22 protein-coding genes and 1 riboswitch are annotated in these 19,267 nt (G+C 40.9%); of the genes, 4 read left to right on the top strand and 18 right to left on the bottom strand.

The genetic code is table 11. The features are described 5' to 3' along the window. The coding region (locus EBQ12_RS15000; RefSeq protein ID WP_164511658.1) for a transposase at positions 1-313 on the top strand (313 nt) is incomplete at its 5' end. 122 nt (positions 314-435) lie between these two features. Here the strand turns inward: EBQ12_RS15000 and EBQ12_RS14995 are convergent. Then, a complete protein-coding gene (locus tag EBQ12_RS14995; RefSeq protein WP_008344490.1) occupies positions 436-1,017 on the bottom strand; it encodes an ECF transporter S component in 582 nt (193 codons plus the stop codon). Positions 1,018-1,166: 149 nt separating this feature from the next. Further along, positions 1,167-1,299: riboswitch (FMN riboswitch) on the bottom strand. A gap of 287 nt (positions 1,300-1,586) precedes the next feature. On the opposite strand from EBQ12_RS14995, the gene serA reads away from it, so the two are divergent. Beyond that, a complete protein-coding gene (serA, locus tag EBQ12_RS14990; RefSeq protein WP_008344488.1) occupies positions 1,587-3,161 on the top strand; it encodes a phosphoglycerate dehydrogenase in 1,575 nt (524 codons plus the stop codon). Between the two features lie 33 nt (positions 3,162-3,194). On the opposite strand, the gene EBQ12_RS14985 is transcribed toward serA, so the two are convergent. From EBQ12_RS14985 to EBQ12_RS14915, 15 genes are all read right to left on the bottom strand, one after another. After that, positions 3,195-3,842 carry a M23 family metallopeptidase gene (locus EBQ12_RS14985; RefSeq protein WP_125590505.1) on the bottom strand — a complete coding sequence of 216 codons (648 nt, stop codon included), beginning with the start codon at positions 3,840-3,842 and terminating at the stop codon, positions 3,195-3,197. A gap of 265 nt (positions 3,843-4,107) precedes the next feature. Further along, a complete protein-coding gene (locus EBQ12_RS14980; protein WP_017367519.1) occupies positions 4,108-5,214 on the bottom strand; it encodes a hypothetical protein in 1,107 nt (368 codons plus the stop codon). Beyond that, positions 5,174-5,734: an RNA polymerase sigma factor SigX gene (sigX, locus tag EBQ12_RS14975; protein WP_007501006.1), complete on the bottom strand. Its 561-nt coding sequence runs from the start codon at positions 5,732-5,734 to the stop codon at positions 5,174-5,176. Before sigX ends, EBQ12_RS14980 begins: the two co-directional genes overlap by 41 nt. A gap of 201 nt (positions 5,735-5,935) precedes the next feature. Beyond that, on the bottom strand, positions 5,936-7,717 hold the full coding sequence (locus EBQ12_RS14970; RefSeq protein WP_008344481.1) for an ATP-binding protein: 1,782 nt from the start codon (positions 7,715-7,717) through the stop codon (positions 5,936-5,938). Next, positions 7,714-8,436, bottom strand: coding sequence for a response regulator transcription factor (locus tag EBQ12_RS14965; RefSeq protein ID WP_003215596.1), 723 nt, complete (start codon positions 8,434-8,436; stop codon positions 7,714-7,716). The genes EBQ12_RS14970 and EBQ12_RS14965 overlap by 4 nt, the downstream gene beginning before the upstream one ends. An 86-nt stretch (positions 8,437-8,522) precedes the next feature. Then, positions 8,523-9,701 (bottom strand): c-type cytochrome biogenesis protein CcsB, encoded by a 1,179-nt coding sequence (gene ccsB, locus EBQ12_RS14960; RefSeq protein WP_017359778.1) that lies wholly within the window; start codon positions 9,699-9,701, stop codon positions 8,523-8,525. After that, positions 9,685-11,364 (bottom strand): cytochrome c biogenesis protein ResB, encoded by a 1,680-nt coding sequence (resB, locus tag EBQ12_RS14955; RefSeq protein WP_125590503.1) that lies wholly within the window; start codon positions 11,362-11,364, stop codon positions 9,685-9,687. Before resB ends, ccsB begins: the two co-directional genes overlap by 17 nt. A gap of 1 nt (position 11,365) precedes the next feature. Beyond that, positions 11,366-11,896, bottom strand: coding sequence for a thiol-disulfide oxidoreductase ResA (gene resA / locus EBQ12_RS14950; RefSeq protein WP_008344474.1), 531 nt, complete (start codon positions 11,894-11,896; stop codon positions 11,366-11,368). 90 nt (positions 11,897-11,986) lie between these two features. Further along, positions 11,987-12,721 (bottom strand): 23S rRNA pseudouridine(2605) synthase RluB, encoded by a 735-nt coding sequence (rluB, locus tag EBQ12_RS14945; protein ID WP_007501012.1) that lies wholly within the window; start codon positions 12,719-12,721, stop codon positions 11,987-11,989. A gap of 134 nt (positions 12,722-12,855) precedes the next feature. After that, positions 12,856-13,392: a spore maturation protein gene (locus EBQ12_RS14940; RefSeq protein WP_035391619.1), complete on the bottom strand. Its 537-nt coding sequence runs from the start codon at positions 13,390-13,392 to the stop codon at positions 12,856-12,858. A gap of 4 nt (positions 13,393-13,396) precedes the next feature. Continuing rightward, positions 13,397-13,984, bottom strand: a complete 588-nt coding sequence (locus EBQ12_RS14935) for a nucleoside recognition domain-containing protein (protein WP_007501015.1) — start codon at positions 13,982-13,984, stop codon at positions 13,397-13,399. After that, positions 13,972-15,123 (bottom strand): D-alanyl-D-alanine carboxypeptidase family protein, encoded by a 1,152-nt coding sequence (locus tag EBQ12_RS14930; RefSeq protein WP_125590501.1) that lies wholly within the window; start codon positions 15,121-15,123, stop codon positions 13,972-13,974. The genes EBQ12_RS14935 and EBQ12_RS14930 overlap by 13 nt, the downstream gene beginning before the upstream one ends. A gap of 110 nt (positions 15,124-15,233) precedes the next feature. Then, positions 15,234-15,713 carry a YpuI family protein gene (locus EBQ12_RS14925; RefSeq protein ID WP_125590499.1) on the bottom strand — a complete coding sequence of 160 codons (480 nt, stop codon included), beginning with the start codon at positions 15,711-15,713 and terminating at the stop codon, positions 15,234-15,236. A 113-nt stretch (positions 15,714-15,826) separates the two neighbouring features. Beyond that, a complete protein-coding gene (gene scpB / locus EBQ12_RS14920) occupies positions 15,827-16,420 on the bottom strand; it encodes an SMC-Scp complex subunit ScpB (protein ID WP_061419517.1) in 594 nt (197 codons plus the stop codon). After that, a complete protein-coding gene (locus EBQ12_RS14915) occupies positions 16,410-17,168 on the bottom strand; it encodes a segregation/condensation protein A (RefSeq protein WP_007501021.1) in 759 nt (252 codons plus the stop codon). The genes scpB and EBQ12_RS14915 overlap by 11 nt, the downstream gene beginning before the upstream one ends. A gap of 210 nt (positions 17,169-17,378) precedes the next feature. Here EBQ12_RS14915 and EBQ12_RS14910 point away from each other — a divergent pair, with 210 nt between their 5' ends. Both EBQ12_RS14910 and EBQ12_RS14905 read left to right on the top strand, forming a co-directional pair. Next, positions 17,379-17,471 (top strand): YjcZ family sporulation protein, encoded by a 93-nt coding sequence (locus EBQ12_RS14910; protein ID WP_008359694.1) that lies wholly within the window; start codon positions 17,379-17,381, stop codon positions 17,469-17,471. 88 nt (positions 17,472-17,559) lie between these two features. After that, positions 17,560-18,084 (top strand): DUF309 domain-containing protein, encoded by a 525-nt coding sequence (locus EBQ12_RS14905; RefSeq protein WP_017359784.1) that lies wholly within the window; start codon positions 17,560-17,562, stop codon positions 18,082-18,084. A 225-nt stretch (positions 18,085-18,309) separates the two neighbouring features. Here the strand turns inward: EBQ12_RS14905 and EBQ12_RS14900 are convergent, their stop codons facing one another. Both EBQ12_RS14900 and ribH read right to left on the bottom strand, forming a co-directional pair. Further along, positions 18,310-18,663 carry a GNAT family N-acetyltransferase gene (locus EBQ12_RS14900; protein ID WP_125590497.1) on the bottom strand — a complete coding sequence of 118 codons (354 nt, stop codon included), beginning with the start codon at positions 18,661-18,663 and terminating at the stop codon, positions 18,310-18,312. A 113-nt stretch (positions 18,664-18,776) separates the two neighbouring features. Beyond that, entirely contained in the window at positions 18,777-19,241 is a 465-nt protein-coding gene (gene ribH, locus EBQ12_RS14895) for a 6,7-dimethyl-8-ribityllumazine synthase (RefSeq protein WP_007501031.1), read from the bottom strand. Between the last annotated feature and the right edge of the window lie 26 nt (positions 19,242-19,267).

Here is a 19,267-nt window from a genome sequence, read left to right as displayed (position 1 = left end):
TCCTAAAAAATGCACATCGTGTCCTTTCCTTGAAAACTGCACAAGATCTAAAAATCATCAAAAGGTCATCTCAAGACATGTGTGGGAGGAACATAAAGAAAAGATCAGGCAAAATCGTCTGTCTGCCGCTGGAAAAGAGCTATATAAAAAAAGAAAAGAAAAAATAGAGCGAAGCTTTGCAGATTCAAAACAACTGCATGGGCTTCGCTACTGCCGGTTGAGGGGAAAACAGAATGTGAGTGAGCAAGTGCTTCTCACAGCTGCCTGCCAGAACATGAAGAAGATTGCCACACACCTAGCAAAGCTAGGCTAGGTGTGTGGGAGGTCTTTTTCATTCAATCTCATCCATCATCATTACGATGAAAATAAAAAAGATTGTAGAAAAACATGAGTTTCTCTACAATCTGAGCCCCTTTAAAAGGGGCTTTTTTTATATTAACTATTTTGAAGTCGGCGTTTATTTTCAAACCATGGACGCATTTTGACAAAAATGAAACTAAAGACGATGGTGATGATGATTCCTTTAATCAGGTTAAAAGGCAAGATCCCTGCTGTAATGGTTGCCTTTAGCACATGATCTGACAGGACGGGTGCATTCAAAAACCATGTATAAGCAGGTAGGAACAAGAAATAGTTTAAGATGCTCATCATGACTGTCATGAGTAATGTTCCGAGAATCATGGACCACGCTAACCCTCTTGCTGATTTAATCTTTTTAAAAATAAAAGCCACCGGTAAGATGAATAGTACACCTGCTGTAAAATTCGCTACTTGATCCACAGGAACACCGGACATGCTACCATGAATGAGGTAGTGCAGTAGGTTCTTTAAAGCTTCAACAGCAATCCCAGCACCTGGCCCATAAATTAAAATTGCAATAATCGCAGGAATATCACTAAAATCAATTTTTAAATACCCAGGAAGCCCAGGGAAAGGGAAATTCAATAACATTAATACAAATGCGATACTGCTAAGCATGCTGATGACAACTAAACGTTTTACTTTACTTTGATTCAATATTCTCTCTCCTTTTCGATCAAATCTTTCGAAAAGAGGATTGTTCAATTTTAGCCACAAAAAAACCGCTCTGAATACATACACAGGAGCGGGAAATTTAGGCTACACAAATAAACGTATAAACAGACATGTTTTCAACGTTTACGAACCTCCATCTTCTCCCATCCAGACTATACTGTCGGCTTCGGAATCACACCGAATCCTGCCAAAAAAGGCTCGCGGGCTTAGAGACTATGCCTCATCACCGCCGGTAGGGAATTACACCCTGCCCCGAAGATTGATCATTATTCAATTCGACATCATTATATATGATATATGAGCATTTGTACAGATAAAAATCCTGAGCAAATTCATCAGTTTTAAGAAATCGTAAAAAACCTAAAATTTATAATGACAAATGCGTAAAAATTGGTTATCTTTTGTTTAAAGGTGTCCATTCTTGATCAAGACACTAAAAAATGTTCGTGTTTTCTTTTTCGCTTTACTGCTTTAATTTGATTGACACAGTGAAAAGGAATATGGTAAATTATCAGATATTTATGACGTTTATTTTAGGAGGAAATCTTACGATGTTTCGAGTATTAGTCTCAGATAAGATGAGCAATGATGGTCTTTTACCACTATTAGAATCAGATTTTGTTGAAATTGTTCAAAAAAATGTAACAGAAGCAGAAGATGAATTACACACGTTTGATGCCTTACTTGTCAGAAGTGCCACAAAAGTGACAAAAGAACTTTATGAAAAAATGACTTCATTAAAAATTGTTGGCCGTGCCGGGGTGGGAGTCGACAACATTGACATTGATGAAGCGACAAAACATGGTGTGATTGTCATCAATGCGCCAAATGGGAATACGATTTCAACGGCAGAGCATACGTTTGCGATGATCTCATCTCTCATGCGTCATATTCCTCAAGCGAATATTTCTGTGAAATCAAAAGAATGGAACAGAGGCGCATATGTTGGTGCTGAGCTTTACGGAAAATCTCTTGGGATTGTTGGCTTAGGCAGAATTGGAAGTGAAATCGCCCAGCGTGCAAGAGCATTTGGCATGACGGTCAACGTATTCGACCCTTTCCTCACAAAAGAACGTGCCGAAAAAATTGGTGTTAATGCAAAATCACTTGATGAAGTGCTTGAAGTATCAGATATTATTACGGTACATACACCTTTAACAAAAGAAACTAGAGGACTTCTCAATAAAGAAACAATCGCAAAAACGAAAAAAGGTGTTCGTCTAGTGAACTGTGCACGCGGCGGCATCATTGACGAACGCGACCTTCTTGAAGCACTTGAAAATGGTCATGTCGCAGGGGCTGCTCTCGATGTATTTGAAGTAGAACCACCTACTGAGAATCCACTTGTGGATCATCCAAACGTCATTGCCACTCCGCATCTTGGTGCATCTACAAAAGAAGCACAATTAAATGTGGCGGCACAAGTCTCTGAAGAAGTTCTTCAATTTGCAAAAGGACTCCCGGTTATGTCATCTATTAATCTACCAGCGATGACAAAAGACGAGTTCAAAAAAATCCAGCCTTATCATCAATTTGCAGGAAAACTTGGACGTCTTGTTTCTCAATCGATGAGAGAACCTGTAAAAGAAGTCAGCATTTCATATGAAGGATCTATCGCAAAACTCGAAACATCATTTATTACAAAAAGTCTGCTTTCTGGCTTTTTGAAAGAGCGCGTCGATTCGACTGTAAATGAAGTCAATGCAGGTATGGTGGCAAAAGAACGCGGCATTAGCTTTAGCGAGAAAATTTCTTCAAGCGAATCTGGCTATGAGAACAGCATTTCCATTGAAGTCAAAGGTGACCTTTCCACCTTTACATTAAAAGCAACGTATATCCCGCATCTAGGTGAACGTGTCGTTTCTATTAATGGTTTCAATATTGACTTTTACCCAGATGGGCACCTTGTCTATATTCAGCATACTGACGCACCTGGTGTGATCGGTCAAGTTGGAAAGATTTTAGGCGACCACGATGTGAACATTGCGACAATGCAAGTAGGCCGTAAAGAAAAAGGCGGCGAAGCCATCATGATGCTTTCTTTTGATAAGCACCTTGAAGATGAAATTGTCCAAACGTTAACTAAAGTGAGCGATATTCTTTCTGTACGTCTGATTGACCTATAAAAAAATGGTAAACCTCATGCAAAAGCATGAGGTTTATTTTGTTGAAACGATTAAACGTTCACCTGTACGTATGAGATGCGTTGTCAGTGCATTGATTTTCTTCAATTGATCAACGGTCATTTGATGTGCTTTAGCAATGGACCAGAGCGTGTCCCCTTGTTGTATGACATATGTATGTTTCTCATATCCATCTACATGAAGGGCTGGCTCTTGGAAACGATCTCTTGCAATCATTGTGAGCGGATCTACTGCATCTTCTTTACTAACTGACCAATGACCCCTGTGCACCTCAAAATGCAAATGAGTACCCCTAGAAGCGCCTGTGTTGCCTATGATGCCGATCGGCTGTCCCGTTTGTACATGGTCACCATTCTTCACAAAACGCGCATTTAAATGCGCATAGACGGTTTCATATCCATTTGGATGCCGAATAAATACAACTTCACCATATGTAGCAGATACATAGGAACGAGTGACCACACCTTCGCTAGCAGCCAAAATGGATTCTCCTTCCGGTGCAGCAATGTCTAACCCCTTATGCGAACCACCTCTTGTCCCAAACAAATCAGTGACTTCACCTTTGATTGGTTCCACCCACTCGGTTGTTTTCTCTGCACGGGCAAACGGTGATAAGGCCAAGAACAAGAAACAGCTAGCACATATGTAGTAATACCTTTTCATCAGTGACTTCCCTTCTTTGAAGTTCTTTTCATGACAGCTTAGTATACCTCAAGGAAGCCCTTTTCTATACATGAAAAAAGAACGCAATAAGTTGCGTCCTCAGATTGTTGACAAAGGGCTAAAATGAACTTGATTTTAGCCCTTTGTCTTCTTTTCAGCGTGATAGAAAACCTTTGCAGTCTAGGAAGGACGAGCACCGGAGCGCAGGACTGACAAAGAATGCGAGGGTTTGTCTACACGCTGAGAACGCAATAAGTTGCGTCCTTTAGCGTTCTTTGATAACAACTGGGTTTGGCAGTGCCGGTACCTCTAGCGGTTCTTTTAATTCATATGGGCCTACTTGATCTGTTCCTGCATTTTGTATCGTGACATCTGTAAAACCGAAATCTTTCGCTGTGAGCAGCAGTCCTTCAATAAGTAAAATATGATCAATTGAGTCCGTTAATTGTGCTGATGCTCCAAACGTGATGGTTGCATGTTTTCCTTTTGATGTCACCTTTTGAATAGGCTCTTCTTTAATGAGTGGATCGAGTCCTGCATCATTCGCCCGCTTCATCGCCTCTACCGCATCTTTATACGAAGGATAATCATCTTTTGACGGCACCAAAAATGTCCCGCTCTTATTTTCTAAAACGTAGTAAGCGTGCTTTGTTTGTTTATTAATTGAAATGGTACCAAGACGGCCATTCGTCCCTAATTGAAGGTGCGAGCCATTAACAGACTTGACCTGTACTTGTTTATATTGGCTCCATTTTAACGTTTCTTTGACCATGTCTTTAAAACGATTGGCTTCTTTTAATGTATCAAGAGACAAATCATTTTTCAGCTGAAAAATCAGTGTATCCCCTTTTTCACTCACATCCACCATATCCATATAAGCTTGAAGAGGTTTTGTCATTTCAGGCAGCTCCAGTTTTTCGTATGTATCAAGAAGCGCCTGCACATCATCATGCTTATTTTCTTTTTGAATACTGATTGGGACAACTTGAGAAGTCGATTCATCTATGTATGAAATCGTCATATACTTTTCTTTGTCAGATGCATAAGCAACATGTGAAGGATCATTTGTGTTTTTTACCGCCTCTAATGTAGCATTCACCTGTCCTTTTTCAGCACTCGAGTCCATTTTCACTTTCTTTATATCTTGAGCAGCCGGCTGAAATAAATGAGGAGAAATCAAAAACGCCATAAATAAGACCACAACGGTTGCGACCGCTGGACCGATCCATCTGGCACTTTTCTTTTTCTTCCCGCTTGCCATCAGCATTTGCTGGTAAATCTGCTTAGATGAACGGTTGTCCTCCACCTTTGGAAGCTGACTGAGTAATACTTTAATTCGTTCTTCGCTCCAATTGGACCTGTTCGTTTTCATTCACTAGCTCCTCCTTCAAAAGCTCCATATGTTTTCGGAGCACTTTCAGGCCTCGGTGCTGCGTTGTTTTGACTTTGCTTTCCGAGAACTTTAGCGCCTTGGCCGTCTCCATGATTGAGTAGCCTTGGATAAACCTTAAAATGATGACGGCTCGTTGATCAATGGTGCAATGATCAAGTGCGGCATAAATTTCTTTGATATTTTCATCCTGTACAGCCAATTCATCTGGGAGCAGGTCTGGATCTTTTACATCCTGTTTATCCCAATCAAACGTGCCGAGCACCCGTTGTCTGATGGTTTGCTGTTTGCGAAACCAGTCAATTGCCACATGCCTTGCAATTGAAAACAGCCATGTTTTCTCGCTGCTTCTTCCTTCAAAAGTTTTATATGAGTGAAGTACCCGAATGTAAACCTCCTGCACGAGATCCTCTGCCTGATTTTTATCTTTTACCATATAAAATAAAAATTGGTACAAATCTTGATGGTACGAATCATATATTTTTTGAAAGGTTTCATGCATAGGAAACCCCTCCGTTCACTTATTTTTGTCGAGTGACTCTCACAAAACGTTACATTACAACTTTATGACAAATATATTACAAGATCGACAATTTGGAAAGGGCTTTTTGTTTAACTTCTCCTTAAAAATATGAAAATAGAAAAACACTTCATTTTCTTTCGAAAAGAAGTGTTTCTCATGTAACAAGATTCTTCGTCAAGATTAGACGAGTTCCTGCTTTTTTTTCGGAATATAGAAAGTGAAGTGAGTACCTGTTCCAGCTTTACTATGTGCATGAATGGAGCCTTGATGCGCTTCTACGATGTTTTTCACAATCGCAAGGCCCAGCCCCGTACCGGAACGTCCTCTTGTTCTTGCTTTATCTGCTTTATAGAACCGTTCAAAAATAAACGGGAGATCCTCTTCAGGAATGCCGCTTCCCGAATCTTTCACATCCATCTTGAGCCCATTTTCCACCGATTGAACTGAGAAGTGAACTTCTCCGCCTTCTGGTGTATGACGAATGGCATTATCGATGAGATTTGTAAAAACTTGTTCTATTTTATCTGGATCAAATACAAAATACGGTTCTTCTACTTGAATTTCATACGTCAGGTTGATTTGTTTTTCTTTCGCAATTCCAAGGAATTTACGGTAAATTTTTTCAGTCAGCTCTTCTGTATCAGTTGATTCAAGATTCAGTGTAATATGACCAGCTTCCATACGTGCGAGATCGAGAAGATCATTCACAAGACGCCCCATTCGAAGTGATTCATCATAGATAATTTGGGCAATCTCTTTCTTTTCCTCTTCTGATCCGGCAATGTCATCGACAATCGCTTCACTATAGCCCTGGAGCATAGCAATAGGTGTGCGGAGTTCATGACTAACATTTGCAATGAAGTCTTTTCTTAGCTTATCCAGTCTTCTCTCTTCTGTCATATCGCGAAGTACCGCTACCGCTCCTCTGACATCTTGCTGATTATAAAGCGGAGACATGAGAAGAACCCAAGTACGCCCTTGCAGCGTGACTTCGATCATTTGCTCTTTTTCCGTACTGACGGCAGTATGAAACAATTCACGCGCTTCTGGCGGCAGTTCATCCCCATCTTTGATCTTCATATTTTGCTCGTAATACCAAGCCTGCAAGAATCTTTCTGCAGGAGGATTTGTCATGAGGATCGTTCCATCAATATTGATCGTGATGACACCGTCTGCCATACTGCTCAGAATGTTGGACAAATGTTCTTTTTCTTGATTTAAAGCGGTTATATGAAATTTAAGCTGCTTACCCATTTGATTAAAGGCGATCGCCAGTTCCCCAATTTCATCTTGCGTTAAAATAGGAATCTTTGTATCAAATTTCCCTTTCGCCAAATCTTGTGCTCCCTCTCTCATCTTTCTGAGAGGGTAGGTGACACGAGTGGATAAGAAGAAAGCGAAAATTGTCGTCAGCACAATCGCAATTCCGGCTGCGAGGAAGATATAACGCGTCGTATGTTTTGTTGTCTGCTCTACAGCGAGGAGGGATTGAGAAAGAAAGACCATCCCTTTCTTTCCGTTCGCCTCGTAAGGAACACCTACTACAATGCGCTCATCCTTCTGATTGCCTGTATCAGATTCAGCTCGTTTACTGATTTTTTTTCGTTGTGTCAGTGCTTTGTTTAAATCTTTGTCTGCTTCAATTTGTTCTTTTGTGATCGCAGGAAGCTTCCCGCCTTTTTCAGACGAATACCATTCTAGTCCATCCTCTTGAACAATCGCAATACTTGTCAATTTATCAGCTAGTTCTGATGTAATCGATCTTGCAAGTGATTGATCCTCATGGCTTTCTAAAATGACTGCTACTTTGTTGGCCATTTGTGTTAAATCAGACTTTGCTTCTTCCACATGGTAATTCTCAATGAACTCTAAAAGAAGCACAGTTAAAATCGATAAAACAATGAGCACGAGGAAAAGAATGGTTAACCATAGCTTTCCTACGACACTTTTCCACAGCTTCATTCAGCGCCGACCTCAAATTTGTACCCGACACCCCATACTGTCACGATTTTTTTCGCTGCTTCTGGTGACACTTTATTTAGTTTTTCGCGAAGCCTTTTGACGTGGGTATCCACTGTTCTCAGATCCCCAAAGAATTCATACTGCCACACTTCTTTGAGAAGCTTTTCCCTGTCATAGACCTTATCCGGCGTTTTTGCCAAGAAGTACAAAAGTTCGTATTCCTTCGGCGTGAGGCTGACTTCTTTTCCATCTGCTGTGACCCGGTGTGCATCATGATCAATGGATAGATGAGAAAACACGAGAACATCTTTTGTGGTTGTTCCAGTATTAAGGTATGACGTTTGCGACGATCTTCTTAGCAGTGCTTTCACACGAAGAACCACTTCACGCGGGCTGAAAGGTTTAACGATATAATCATCCGTTCCTGCCTCAAAACCTTGCACACGGTTAGCTTCCTCACCTTTTGCTGTCAGCATAATAATTGGTGTGGCTTTTTTATCTCGGATTTGATTACACACTTCAATCCCATCTGTCCCAGGCATCATTAAATCAAGCAAAATGAGGTCATAATCGGTTTGAAGTCCTTTTTGAATGGCTTCATCCCCATTTTCCGCTTCATCAATTTCATAATTTTCCCGTTCTAAATACATTTTTAAAAGGCGGCGAATTCTTGCCTCGTCATCGACGACTAATATTTTCGTTTGAGTTGTGTGTTCCATTAGACAATCCTCCTGCTTTCTCCGTTGTTACATACATTTTAACAAAAAGCCGAATCGAATCATAAAAGTTGGCCTTTTTCATGCGATTACGCGTAAGAATGAAGCCCCGCAATCACTAGGTTGACAAAGATGAGGTTAAACATAATGATCGCAAATCCGATCACAGCAAGCCAAGCGGACTTTTCACCATGCCAGCCTCGTGATAACCGAAGGTGGAGATAGGCGGCGTAAAATAAAAATGTAATTAAAGCCCATACTTCCTTCGGGTCCCATCCCCAGAATCTCGTCCATGCAATTTGTGCCCAGATCATCGCAAAAATAAGACCGCCTAACGCAAATACAGGGAATCCTATGGAAACAGCCCTGTATCCAATTTCATCGACTAAATCAAGATTCACCTGTCTTACGAGCGGCTGAAGCAGCGCACTTAGTCGTTTGCGAATGATCAATCTTAGCAGTCCATAAATGATCAGCCCAACGCCAAATGACCACAGCACTGTATTCACCTTTCTACCTGAAAAAACAGGCGGCAGATCAACCACAGGCTCTAAACGATCTTTTGTGATAAGCTCTCCTTTATGAGGTCCTACTAAGGCAGGCAGCTCATAGACCATGACGCTCTCTTCTTTATTTTTATCTACCCAATTAAATTTCGCTTCATACCCTGTCATTCTAAAAATGGACGTGACAGCGATAAATGCAAGGGTGACCACAATCATAAACATGACCAGCTCTAAGCCAAAGGTTTTCTTCCCCGGTTTTGTTTGATCGACATGCTTCAAAAGAAAAATCACACCTGCCACAAAACTGATCGCCAAAATGGCTTGACCAAGCGCTGCTGTCGTGACGTGAATATATAGCCAATTACTTTGAAGCGAAGGAATCAGCGGTGAAATATCCGATGGAAACATGCTTGCATAAGCAATGATTAATAAAGCGATTGGAAGTGTGAATAAACCTAGCACAGACACTTGATAGACAAAATATAAAATAATAAATGCGAGCACCAGCATCATGCCAAAGGCTGTGGTGAATTCAAACAGATTACTGACTGGTGCGTGACCAGACGCGATCCACCTTGAAATAAAATAGCCAAATTGACTCAAAAAACCAATGATGGTGAGCGTTATGCCGATAAGTGCCGCCTTATTTTTGCGCGGACCCTCTTCTTTCTTTTTTCCTTTAATGGCCCCTCCAAAAAAAGGAACTGCCGCTAAATACAATAGAAAAGCTGCAAATAACAGGTTTTCACTGACTGCCGCCATCTAATCCTTCCCCCTTGCTTTTGCTGATACTTGTTGTATCAGGCAGTTCTTTTTGATCCACTGGCTGTTTGATGCCACTGCCGTGCAGTAACACCTTGAGATCAGACTTTAAGCCGAACCAGTTTTTGTTTGTATGTCCTGCCACAAACACTTTTCCATCCTTTACCGACAGCCAGATTCTTCTATGCTGCCAGTACATCCCTTGTACGACACCAATCATAAAGATGATTCCGCCAACAATAAGTACCCCGAGTGTTAAGTCTTTTCGAACCGTTAAACCTGTCACGTTTTTTGTTTCAACCCGGTCAAATTTCATTTTATAAAGATTGTTATCAGAACCCTCTACTGTCTCTTGAATTGCGACAAAGCTTTTTTCACCTTTTGGTTTTTCAGGAGAGATCATTTCAAATACGAACGCAGGATTATTTGGATTCCTCGTTTTCGTACTAGGTGTGCCATCTTCGTCAAAATAAAAATCAGGCAAATAACTCATCACCTTGACTTTGTAACCGCTACCAAGATCATATTCTGACTTAGGCTCCAGCAGATTAATCTTCACTGTTCCGAAAGATTTCTCAGTATCTTTTCGAATCAGCTGAAAGACCATTTGATCGAGTTCATTTTGTTTAAAATCCACTTGATATAATGAGAAATTGTCAAACTTAAGCGGTTCATTCACTTTAATATCGTGTTCTGTTACCTGCTTCAGCTTGGGCTTTTCACCAAAAACAACTTCCCCTTCACGTTTGTATAAAACGGCATCGGTTTTATAACTTTTGACGACTTGACCATCGCCAGCCTTTTCAATCGCATTTTCAAAGACTTCTTTTTCTTTTTCAGATTCATAGCGGTCAATTGAAAACGCATTATTCTTTAAGAAGTATTGGCCTCCCGTCCCTGGGATTGGTGCCGTTTCGCCTTCTCTTACCCATAATGTTTCATCCACGTACATTCCCGGGACAAACCGAAGCATGGAGCCAATGAGAAATATAATTAATCCAATATGATTGACGTAAGGTCCCCAGCGGGAAAAGCGGCCTTTTTCAGCTAAAATATGTCCATCTTCTTCTCTTACGCGGTAACGCTTTTGTTTCATCTTACTAAGGATGCCTTCATATGTATGTTGATCTAATGTTTGGTTTGTTTCGCTGAAAAGACGCTGCCTTCTCATAAAACCTTCTTTTTTGACAACCCCTTGATTTTTGAGTGCACGATAAAGTGGAATCACTCGATCAAGGCTGCAAATCACAAGGGAAATTCCGATAGATGCGACAAGGGCTAAAAACCACCAAGAATTATAAAGGTCATGGAATCCAAGGATGTAATATAACTTGCCAAACGACCCATATTGCTCCTCATAATAAGTGGAAGCTGATGCACCTGGCGGAATAAACCGCTCCTGCGGAAAAATAGTTCCTAGCGAAGAAGCTAACAGTGTGATGACAATGAGCCACACACCCACTTTTACGGAAGAAAAAAAGTTCCATACTTTATCAACAATCGTTTTGTTGTATGTTTGCGAGCGTCTTGCACTGCCGTCATATCTCATATCAAGCAGCTTTGATGAATTTTTCTCTTTTACTGAAATGGGATTCCCGCATGATTCACATAGAACAGTACCGATTGGATTAATATGTCCACACTCGCACTTTACCTCTTTCATTCTATGACCCCTTTGGTTTAATCAAATTCATATATTCATAGACATTACGTTCTGTCATCGTCCCCTTTATGACTTTGATTACTTTGCCTTCAGGATTAATTAAAAATGTGGTTGGCAGCGGCGTAATATCATATGCCTCTGTCACTTGACGATCTTTGTCCATGGCAACAGGAAAATTCACGCCATAAGCATCCATAAAATTCTTCACAGCAATATTGGATTCTCCCACATTTACGGCAACAATTTCGACACCGCGATCCTTGAACACTTCATACTGATTTGCCATATAAGGGAATTCCTGCTTACATGGACCGCACCATGTACCCCAAAAATTGAGAAAGACGCCTTTGCCTTTTAAGTCCTTTAATTCAATCCGTTCCCCATCTACCGATTGAAGGACAAAGTTAGGCGCAATAGATCCTTCTTTGACTTGATCCTGTTTGGCAAATACTGAGTTATACATCGTATAACATAGTGCAGCAAGCATCACGAGGAGAATGCCCGTCCGTATGAAAAATCGTCTTTTCTTCATCTGAAGTACCCCTTCCCCATAGACATTCAGGTAAATTATAGCATTCTCCTTCTTTTGATGCTTCTTCATTTTTTGAAGTTTATGTGAAAATTAAAAAGCGCTTTTCCCATGATCCGCAATCGCTCTTAGGCGTTTTACTTCATGCGGCGTCAATTCTCTGCGATCTCCTGGTCTCATGCCTTCAATATGAAGGAAAGCATATTGCTCTCTTTTGAGTTTTAAAACGTCGTGGCCGATTGCTTCAAACATGCGGCGAACCTGTCTATTTCTGCCTTCATGAATGGTTAATTGCACAATACATGTTTGCTTTCGTTTATCAATCGAGAGCATCTTGGCACGGGCAGGTGCTGTTTTTTTATGGTCTAACATGATTCCTTTTTCTAGCTTTCTAAGCAATTCTTTTGAAGGGATGCCTTTTAGTTTCGCTGCATACGTTTTATCAATTTCATATTTCGGATGCATGAGCTTATGGGCAAATTCGCCATCATTTGTAATCAAAATTAAACCGCTCGTATCATAATCCAACCGGCCGATTGGATACAGACGCTGCGGAACATCATCAAAGAAGTCTGTCACGACTTTGCGTCCTTTATCATCCTCGGCAGCTGAAATGACGCCGCGCGGTTTATAAAGCATAAAGTAAACCGGTTCTTCTCTTTCAAGCTTTAAGCCATTGACTTCAATTTTATCTGAAGAGCCCACCTTTACTCCGAGCTCTGTCACTGTTTCACCATTAACGGTAACTCGTCCTTCTTTAATTAATTCTTCAGCCTTTCGTCTAGAAGCGACGCCGGCATGGGCAATTACTTTCTGTAAACGTTCCATTTGTCTTTCACCTCATGTACTATCTTACTTGCTTGGCTTGAAACAAACAAGCATTCGTGGAAAAATAAGCGTTTCATCTGTCTAATTTCAACAAAAAAGCTGTTTTCCATCCACGAAATAAAAAAAGCGCCTGATTAGGCGCCGCTAAATAACAAACTGACGATAATAATTGATGCAATGATCCCAATCAGGTCTGCAAGCAGCCCCACTTTCAATGCATCTCCCATTTTTTTAATACCAACTGCTCCAAAATAGACGGTTAAAATATAAAGGGTCGTATCCGTTGACCCTTGCATAACGGCGGCAAGCTTGCCGATAAAAGAGTCTGGACCATAAGTCGCAATTAAGTCTGATGTCATACCAAGCGCCGCTGTTCCTGATATAGGACGAATAAACGCAAGCGGCACCACTTCTGTAGGAACACCAATCGCTGTAAACACAGGTTTCAATAATTCCATGACAAAATCAAGGGCACCTGATGCTCGGAAAATCGTAATGGCGACGAGCATACCGACTAAATACGGAATAATTGAAAAGGCAATTTGGATGCCTTCTTTCCCGCCTTCTACAAATGTTTCATACGTCGGTACTTTTTTAATCGTCCCTGCAATCAATATTCCTGCGATGATCAGTGGAATCAAAGCAAGTGACAGCCAGTTAATAAATGCCACAAGATCACCCCCGCCTGCTTCTGCGATAGTGGAAATAGCGATCAATCATAATCGCACCGATACCTGAAATAAGTGTCGCCAAAATGGTTGGGCCTACAATATCTGTTGGCTGATCTGCGCCATAGGTCATACGAATGGCAATGACAGTCGTTGGCACAAGTGTGATAGAAGATGTATTGACTGCTAAAAAAGTGATCATAGACCGGCTCGCCTCATTTTTTCCGCCATTTAATGCTTTCATCTGCTCCATCGCCTTAATCCCAAGTGGAGTGGCAGCATTGCCAAGGCCAAAGAAATTTGCCATGAGATTGGACAGAATATACCCCATCGCTGGATGATTCGCAGGAATCTCAGGAAATAGTTTTGAGATAAAGGGCCGGCATAATTTACTAAAGAAATGTAACAACCCCGCTTCTTCTGCGATCTTCATCAATCCTAGCCAGAATACAAGAACACTAATCAGCCCTATTGAAATGGTGACCGCTTCTTTTGATCCTTTAAAGACCGCTTCATTCACTTCATGCATCGTTCCGTTAAACATTGCATAGACAAGACCGATGACCGTAAGGAATACCCAGATCAGATTGACCATGAAGATCCGCCTATCGATGTCTGAAAGACAGACTTAAACATTTCTTGAAAGCTTTTTTGAGGCATTCGGTTGCGTTTGTTTTCATAAAAAATGGGGACTTGCTCAATCACCTGACCATCCAGTAAGAACGTCATTTTCCCTACTACATCTGGGATCGCTTCTTTGTTTTTTTCCCATTTCTTTTCAGGCGTCAGCATTTCCGTTTCGATTTCCACTAGTTTTTTCTCATCCTCATTTAGTAAATAGTCCACATCCCGCTTAATAAACGCTTTTTTTTCGTAAAAAGTCCCTTTTAACGAAGCGAGCCTGCCTTTTTCAGCAAGCACATACGTTTTATAGTGATCAAATGCATACTCAAACATTGAGATATGATCCTTCCAATCATCCGGTGCATTAATCGTCACAGCAATGAGCGCAGCATCTCCTTTTGCAGCTGTGGAGACAAGCGTGCGTTTTGCAAGCTTTGTATATCCTGTCTTCCCTCCAGTCGAATATTGATACAAACCAGTGAGCAGCTTGTTTTTGTTTTTCCAATAACCTTCGATTGTTTTTGCTTTATAAAAGGTGGTACCGGCAATTTTTTGATATTGCTGATGCTTCATGGCGTACTTCGTTAAGATCGCCATATCATAAGCTGATGAATAATGGTTTTTATGATCATCGAGTCCATGCGGATTTTGAAAATTTGTATTCTCCATGCCTAGTTCAGAGGCCTTTTGGTTCATCATAAAAATAAAGCTTTCTAAGCTGCCACCAACATGTTCTGCAATGGCAACAGCTGCATCATTTCCAGAGCGCAGCATGAGCCCGTATGTCAAGTCTTCTAAGCTCACCTTCTGTCCTTCCTTTAAATAAATCGAAGAACCTTCCGCTTGAATCGCACGTTTTGACACTTTGACCATGTCGTTCATTTTTCCTGATTCAATGGCTAATACAGCCGTCATAATTTTTGTGATACTGGCGATTCTTCTTTTTTCGTGCTCGTCCTTTCCAAATAGGACTCTGCCTGACTGTCCATCTATTAAAATGGCGCTTCTCGCACTCACCGATAATGAAATGTCTGCTTGAGCGTGTGAGGAAAAAGGCAGTAAGAGTGTCAATAGAAGAAGGACTGCTGTTCCAATTTTTAAATAGGGCATGTTCATTCACGTCCTTGTCCGTTTTGTACAAGTGTATGCGCGGCTGAAAAAGTTATGATGCCTCGTCCATAAAAAAAAGCAACTCTCATGTGAGAGTTGCCTTGTCTTCTTTATACCATTTTCATTTGCTGATGAGATGTTGTATATTCCAGCTCTTCTCTCATCGTTAAAAACTCTTTTTCTAATGAAGAAAACAAACGTTTGACTTCAGCCGATACTTCATGATGGAAAACAATGCAGCTTTTTCCTGTGTAGGCTGAACGGCTATTTTCATACCATGTATCCTTTTTTGGTGTAAAAAATTCTTCAATACATTGATGATAAATACGATGAAGCGTCTGCTGTGCGGCTTGCTGCGGGAATGTCTGCTGCTGCCTGATTTTCCTACAAACCGCCGCGGCATCCTCGCTATAAACTGCAAGCTTCCGCAATGTACTTAATATGTCACAATAATAGGCTTCCGCTTCCGGGTTTAATCGTTTCAAGCTTGATAAGGTAGCTTCGTTCAGAAAATCATTCACTTCAACTGCAACCTTTGATAAGAAAACGCCTGCTTGATCAACTTGAGCCTTTACATTCATATGTGCCATTTGTTTCGTGTTTACCTTCCCCTCATGGCTTTGTCACCATTTTATCTTTCAAACGAAGATTTTAGACCTAAAATCTTTTTTATATTTTATCATACATTTTTCCTTATTTTGAACTATTTTATCTCTTCAAATGTTTGATTGAAGTTTTCAAAAAAGAGATCAGCCTCTTCTTGCACCCCATCTGATTCCACATTCTCTGGAAGTGGCGGCAATTCATCTAAGGCTTTTAAACCAAATTGCTCTAAAAAGGTAGGTGTTGTCCCATAAAGGATCGCTCGTCCCGGTCCATCGGCACGTCCTACTTCACAGAGCAGTGCTTTGGCAACTAAACTATGCAGCACTCGTTCTGATTTAACGCCTCTGATCTCCTCGACTTCGCTGCGTGTAATCGGTTGTTTATACGAGACAATGGCGAGCACTTCTAGCGCTGCCTGTGACAAACCTTTCGATGGTGTCTCTACTAATTTTTTTAAATATACGCTGTATTCTTTTTTCGTCAGCAGCATATATGAATCTGCATATTCAATAAGCTCAATCCCTCGTTCTTGTTTTTGATATTCTTCCTTTACGGCAGACATAATATCAAGCAACGCTGCCTCATCAACTTCAAGAACAGACATGAGCTGTTTTCTTGTTAAGCCTTCGTCTCCTGCTGCATATAGCAGCGCTTCTAAGATGGCTTTCCAATTCACGATATCAAGCGTCATGAATCGTTTCACTCCCTATGATATAAATATCTTCAAAGTTTCCTTCCTGCTCCAGCATGATTTGATGGCTCTTCATCAATTCGAGAACAGCAAGAAACGTCACGACAAGGTGTTCCTTTTGATCATGTTGAAACAAAGTCATGAAATTGGTCCGCTTTTTTGTTTTTCTTAAATGGTTCATAATCTCATTCATTTTGTCTTCAATCGGGATTTCTTGTCTTGTAATCTTTGATGGTGCTGGTTTTGTTATTTTTTTGCGGTTCAATACCTTTTGGAACGCACCTAACATATCATACACCGTGACGTGTAAGTTTGTGTCCTTCGCTTCTGCTTCTTTTGCAAATTCACTTAAATCACTTGGTGGTTTTGTGAAGGCGTTTTGCCGCTCTTCTTCACGTTCCTTCAGTTCTTGCGCTGCATTTTTATACTTGCGGTATTCAATTAATTTGCCAATCAGCTCATCACGAGGGTCCTCTTCTTCTTCCATCAGGTCTTCATCAAACAGCTCTTCCTCTTGTTTTGGGAGAAGCATTCTGCTTTTAATGCTGAGGAGAGTTGCAGCCATCACCAAATACTCACTTGCAACATCCAGTTCAAGCTCCCTCATCGTGTGGACATATAATAAATACTGCTCCGTAATTTTAGCGACGGGAATATCATAAATATCAATTTCCAAACGGTTAATTAAATGTAAAAGCAAGTCCAAAGGACCCTCAAACGAATCTATTTTCACCTGATATTCCAGCATTCTTTTCTCACCATTTCTACTGTCTTCTAAGTACCGTTTTCATCGGCTAACCTTTAGTATAAGACACGATAAAGCTCTCGTCCAATATAATTTCGACCATGAGGCAGCAGGCAAAAAAAGAAAAACAGTGGATTCGCCCATACCAATGAGGGCATTTATACATAGAATACCATTGTAATCAGAACTGATGAAAAAGGAGGCCGTAACATTATGGGAGATGGTTATTACTTCGGCGGAGGATTTGCGCTTATTGTTGTGCTGTTCATCTTGCTGATCATCGTTGGCGCGGCTTGGGTTTATTAAAGAAACAGAGCGTCCTTTCATAAAGGGGCGCTCTTTCTTCTTTTCTTTTCGGTATGTTAGACTGATAGTGGAAAAGGAGTTGACCGCTGTGTATCCTAAAGCGTACGTGGCTTTTTTACATGAATTTCATACGACAAGAGATTATTTTGAGTGTCATGAAATTCTTGAAGAATTTTGGAAAGAAGATCCTCCTCATCAGCGCAAAAAGTACTGGGTGGGTCTCATTCAGCTTGCTGTTGCTTTGTATCATCAAAGACGAGGGAATGGAAAAGGAGCAAAACGGCTGATTTCAAACAGCCTTCATATATTAGATTCGGACCGGAACATACTAACAGAATTAGGTCTTGATGAAGAGGCATTTCTTTTGCTGCTGAGAACACTGAAAAAGAAAATCGATGAAGACATGCCCTACGAAAGTGTGATGCTGCCAATCCGAGATGAAACGCTTCTTTCTTTATGCCAAGAGATGGCCCAAAAAGAAGGCTTAACCTTCGGACAGGAGAGCAACTTATCCCATACATTCTTAATTGAAAAGCATAGACTGCGTGATCGGACGGACGTATTGCTTGAACGTGAAAAGCAGATGGAACGTAAAAAAAGCAGAGGCATATAACCTCTGCTTCAGCGTGTAGACAAACCCTCGCATTCGGTGTCAGTCCTGCGTGCCGGTGCTCACGAATATCGAATTCGCTCCGCTCCAGTACTCGTCCTTCCTAGGGCTGCAAAGGTTTTCTATCACGCTGAAAAGAAGACAAAGGGCTAAAATCAAGTTTATTTTAGCCCTTTGTCAACAATCTAAAGCAGAGGCATATAGCCTCTGCTTTTACATGTGTGATATTTAGTTTGTTTCACTGTGACACTTATGAAAGAAGCCTTGCGTTAATTCATTTGGAATGAGTGTTTTCGTTTTGAATACTTCTTCCACGGCTAATACCATTTCCTTGCCGATGCCTTGGTCACGATGGGACGGATTGACACTAATATGTTCGATTTGCACTTGGTCGTCTGTTTTCAGCACACCAATCGCACCGACGATATCCTCGCCATCTTTCCAAAGGAACAGCTGCCGATCTTCATCCAATTCATACGACTTTATCGTCTGCTGAAGCTGTTTGACGTCTTTCTCACCCGGCATAAAGGACAGGAGTCCCATGGCAATTTTTTCAAAAGACCTCTTGTAACGAATTAACATATATACCCCTCAATATTAAAATTATCCTATTTTCCAGCAAATGTCTTATGAATCACTTGCTCATCACACATTATAAACACTTTTAGGCGGTTTTTAAACTCTTTTTCATCAAATTAACGAAACGTTCGATTTAGGTTGGCCATTTCAATAGCAGCTGCAGCCGATTCACTGCCTTTATTTCCAGCCTTTGTACCGGCTCTTTCAATGGCTTGTTCAATAGATTCTGTTGTCAGTACACCAAAGATAATTGGCACCCCTGTTGAGATGGCACTTTGTGCGATTCCTTTAGCCGCTTCATTACAAACATAATCGTAATGTGATGTTGCCCCGCGAATCACGGTTCCAAGTGTAATGACTGCATCATATTTTTTTGTTTCTGCTAGTTTTTTTGCCATATACGGAATTTCAAAAGCCCCCGGCACCCACACGACATCAATATCGTCACCGTTTGCTCCGTGTCTAAGCAATGTATCTTCTGCTCCATCTAGCAGTTTACTTGTAATAAAATCATTAAATCTAGCGACGACGATTCCAAACTTTAATCCTTCTGCTACTACATTCCCTTGTATTGTATTCATATGTTCATCATCCTTTTTTGTGATTT

This window comes from Bacillus sp. 2B09 (genome assembly GCF_003946835.1).
In the GTDB taxonomy this organism is placed as follows: domain Bacteria; phylum Bacillota; class Bacilli; order Bacillales; family Bacillaceae; genus Bacillus; species Bacillus altitudinis.
Note: the sequence above shows the minus strand (reverse complement) of the source record. Positions and strands in the feature narration are given on the sequence as shown.

Bases quoted from the DNA above. Each gene is read 5' to 3' on its own strand.
- serA (WP_008344488.1), top strand. From the start codon at position 1,587: ATGTTTCGAGTATTAGTCTCAGATAAGATGAGCAATGATGGTCTTTTA.
- EBQ12_RS14985 (WP_125590505.1), bottom strand. From the start codon at position 3,842: ATGAAAAGGTATTACTACATATGTGCTAGCTGTTTCTTGTTCTTGGCC.
- EBQ12_RS14980 (WP_017367519.1), bottom strand. From the start codon at position 5,214: ATGAAAACGAACAGGTCCAATTGGAGCGAAGAACGAATTAAAGTATTA.
- sigX (WP_007501006.1), bottom strand. From the start codon at position 5,734: ATGCATGAAACCTTTCAAAAAATATATGATTCGTACCATCAAGATTTG.
- EBQ12_RS14970 (WP_008344481.1), bottom strand. From the start codon at position 7,717: ATGAAGCTGTGGAAAAGTGTCGTAGGAAAGCTATGGTTAACCATTCTT.
- EBQ12_RS14965 (WP_003215596.1), bottom strand. From the start codon at position 8,436: ATGGAACACACAACTCAAACGAAAATATTAGTCGTCGATGACGAGGCA.
- ccsB (WP_017359778.1), bottom strand. From the start codon at position 9,701: ATGGCGGCAGTCAGTGAAAACCTGTTATTTGCAGCTTTTCTATTGTAT.
- resB (WP_125590503.1), bottom strand. From the start codon at position 11,364: ATGAAAGAGGTAAAGTGCGAGTGTGGACATATTAATCCAATCGGTACT.
- resA (WP_008344474.1), bottom strand. From the start codon at position 11,896: ATGAAGAAAAGACGATTTTTCATACGGACGGGCATTCTCCTCGTGATG.
- rluB (WP_007501012.1), bottom strand. From the start codon at position 12,721: ATGGAACGTTTACAGAAAGTAATTGCCCATGCCGGCGTCGCTTCTAGA.
- EBQ12_RS14935 (WP_007501015.1), bottom strand. From the start codon at position 13,984: ATGGTCAATCTGATCTGGGTATTCCTTACGGTCATCGGTCTTGTCTAT.
- EBQ12_RS14930 (WP_125590501.1), bottom strand. From the start codon at position 15,123: ATGCCCTATTTAAAAATTGGAACAGCAGTCCTTCTTCTATTGACACTC.
- EBQ12_RS14925 (WP_125590499.1), bottom strand. From the start codon at position 15,713: ATGGCACATATGAATGTAAAGGCTCAAGTTGATCAAGCAGGCGTTTTC.
- scpB (WP_061419517.1), bottom strand. From the start codon at position 16,420: ATGACGCTTGATATCGTGAATTGGAAAGCCATCTTAGAAGCGCTGCTA.
- EBQ12_RS14915 (WP_007501021.1), bottom strand. From the start codon at position 17,168: ATGCTGGAATATCAGGTGAAAATAGATTCGTTTGAGGGTCCTTTGGAC.
- EBQ12_RS14910 (WP_008359694.1), top strand. From the start codon at position 17,379: ATGGGAGATGGTTATTACTTCGGCGGAGGATTTGCGCTTATTGTTGTG.
- EBQ12_RS14900 (WP_125590497.1), bottom strand. From the start codon at position 18,663: ATGTTAATTCGTTACAAGAGGTCTTTTGAAAAAATTGCCATGGGACTC.
- ribH (WP_007501031.1), bottom strand. From the start codon at position 19,241: ATGAATACAATACAAGGGAATGTAGTAGCAGAAGGATTAAAGTTTGGA.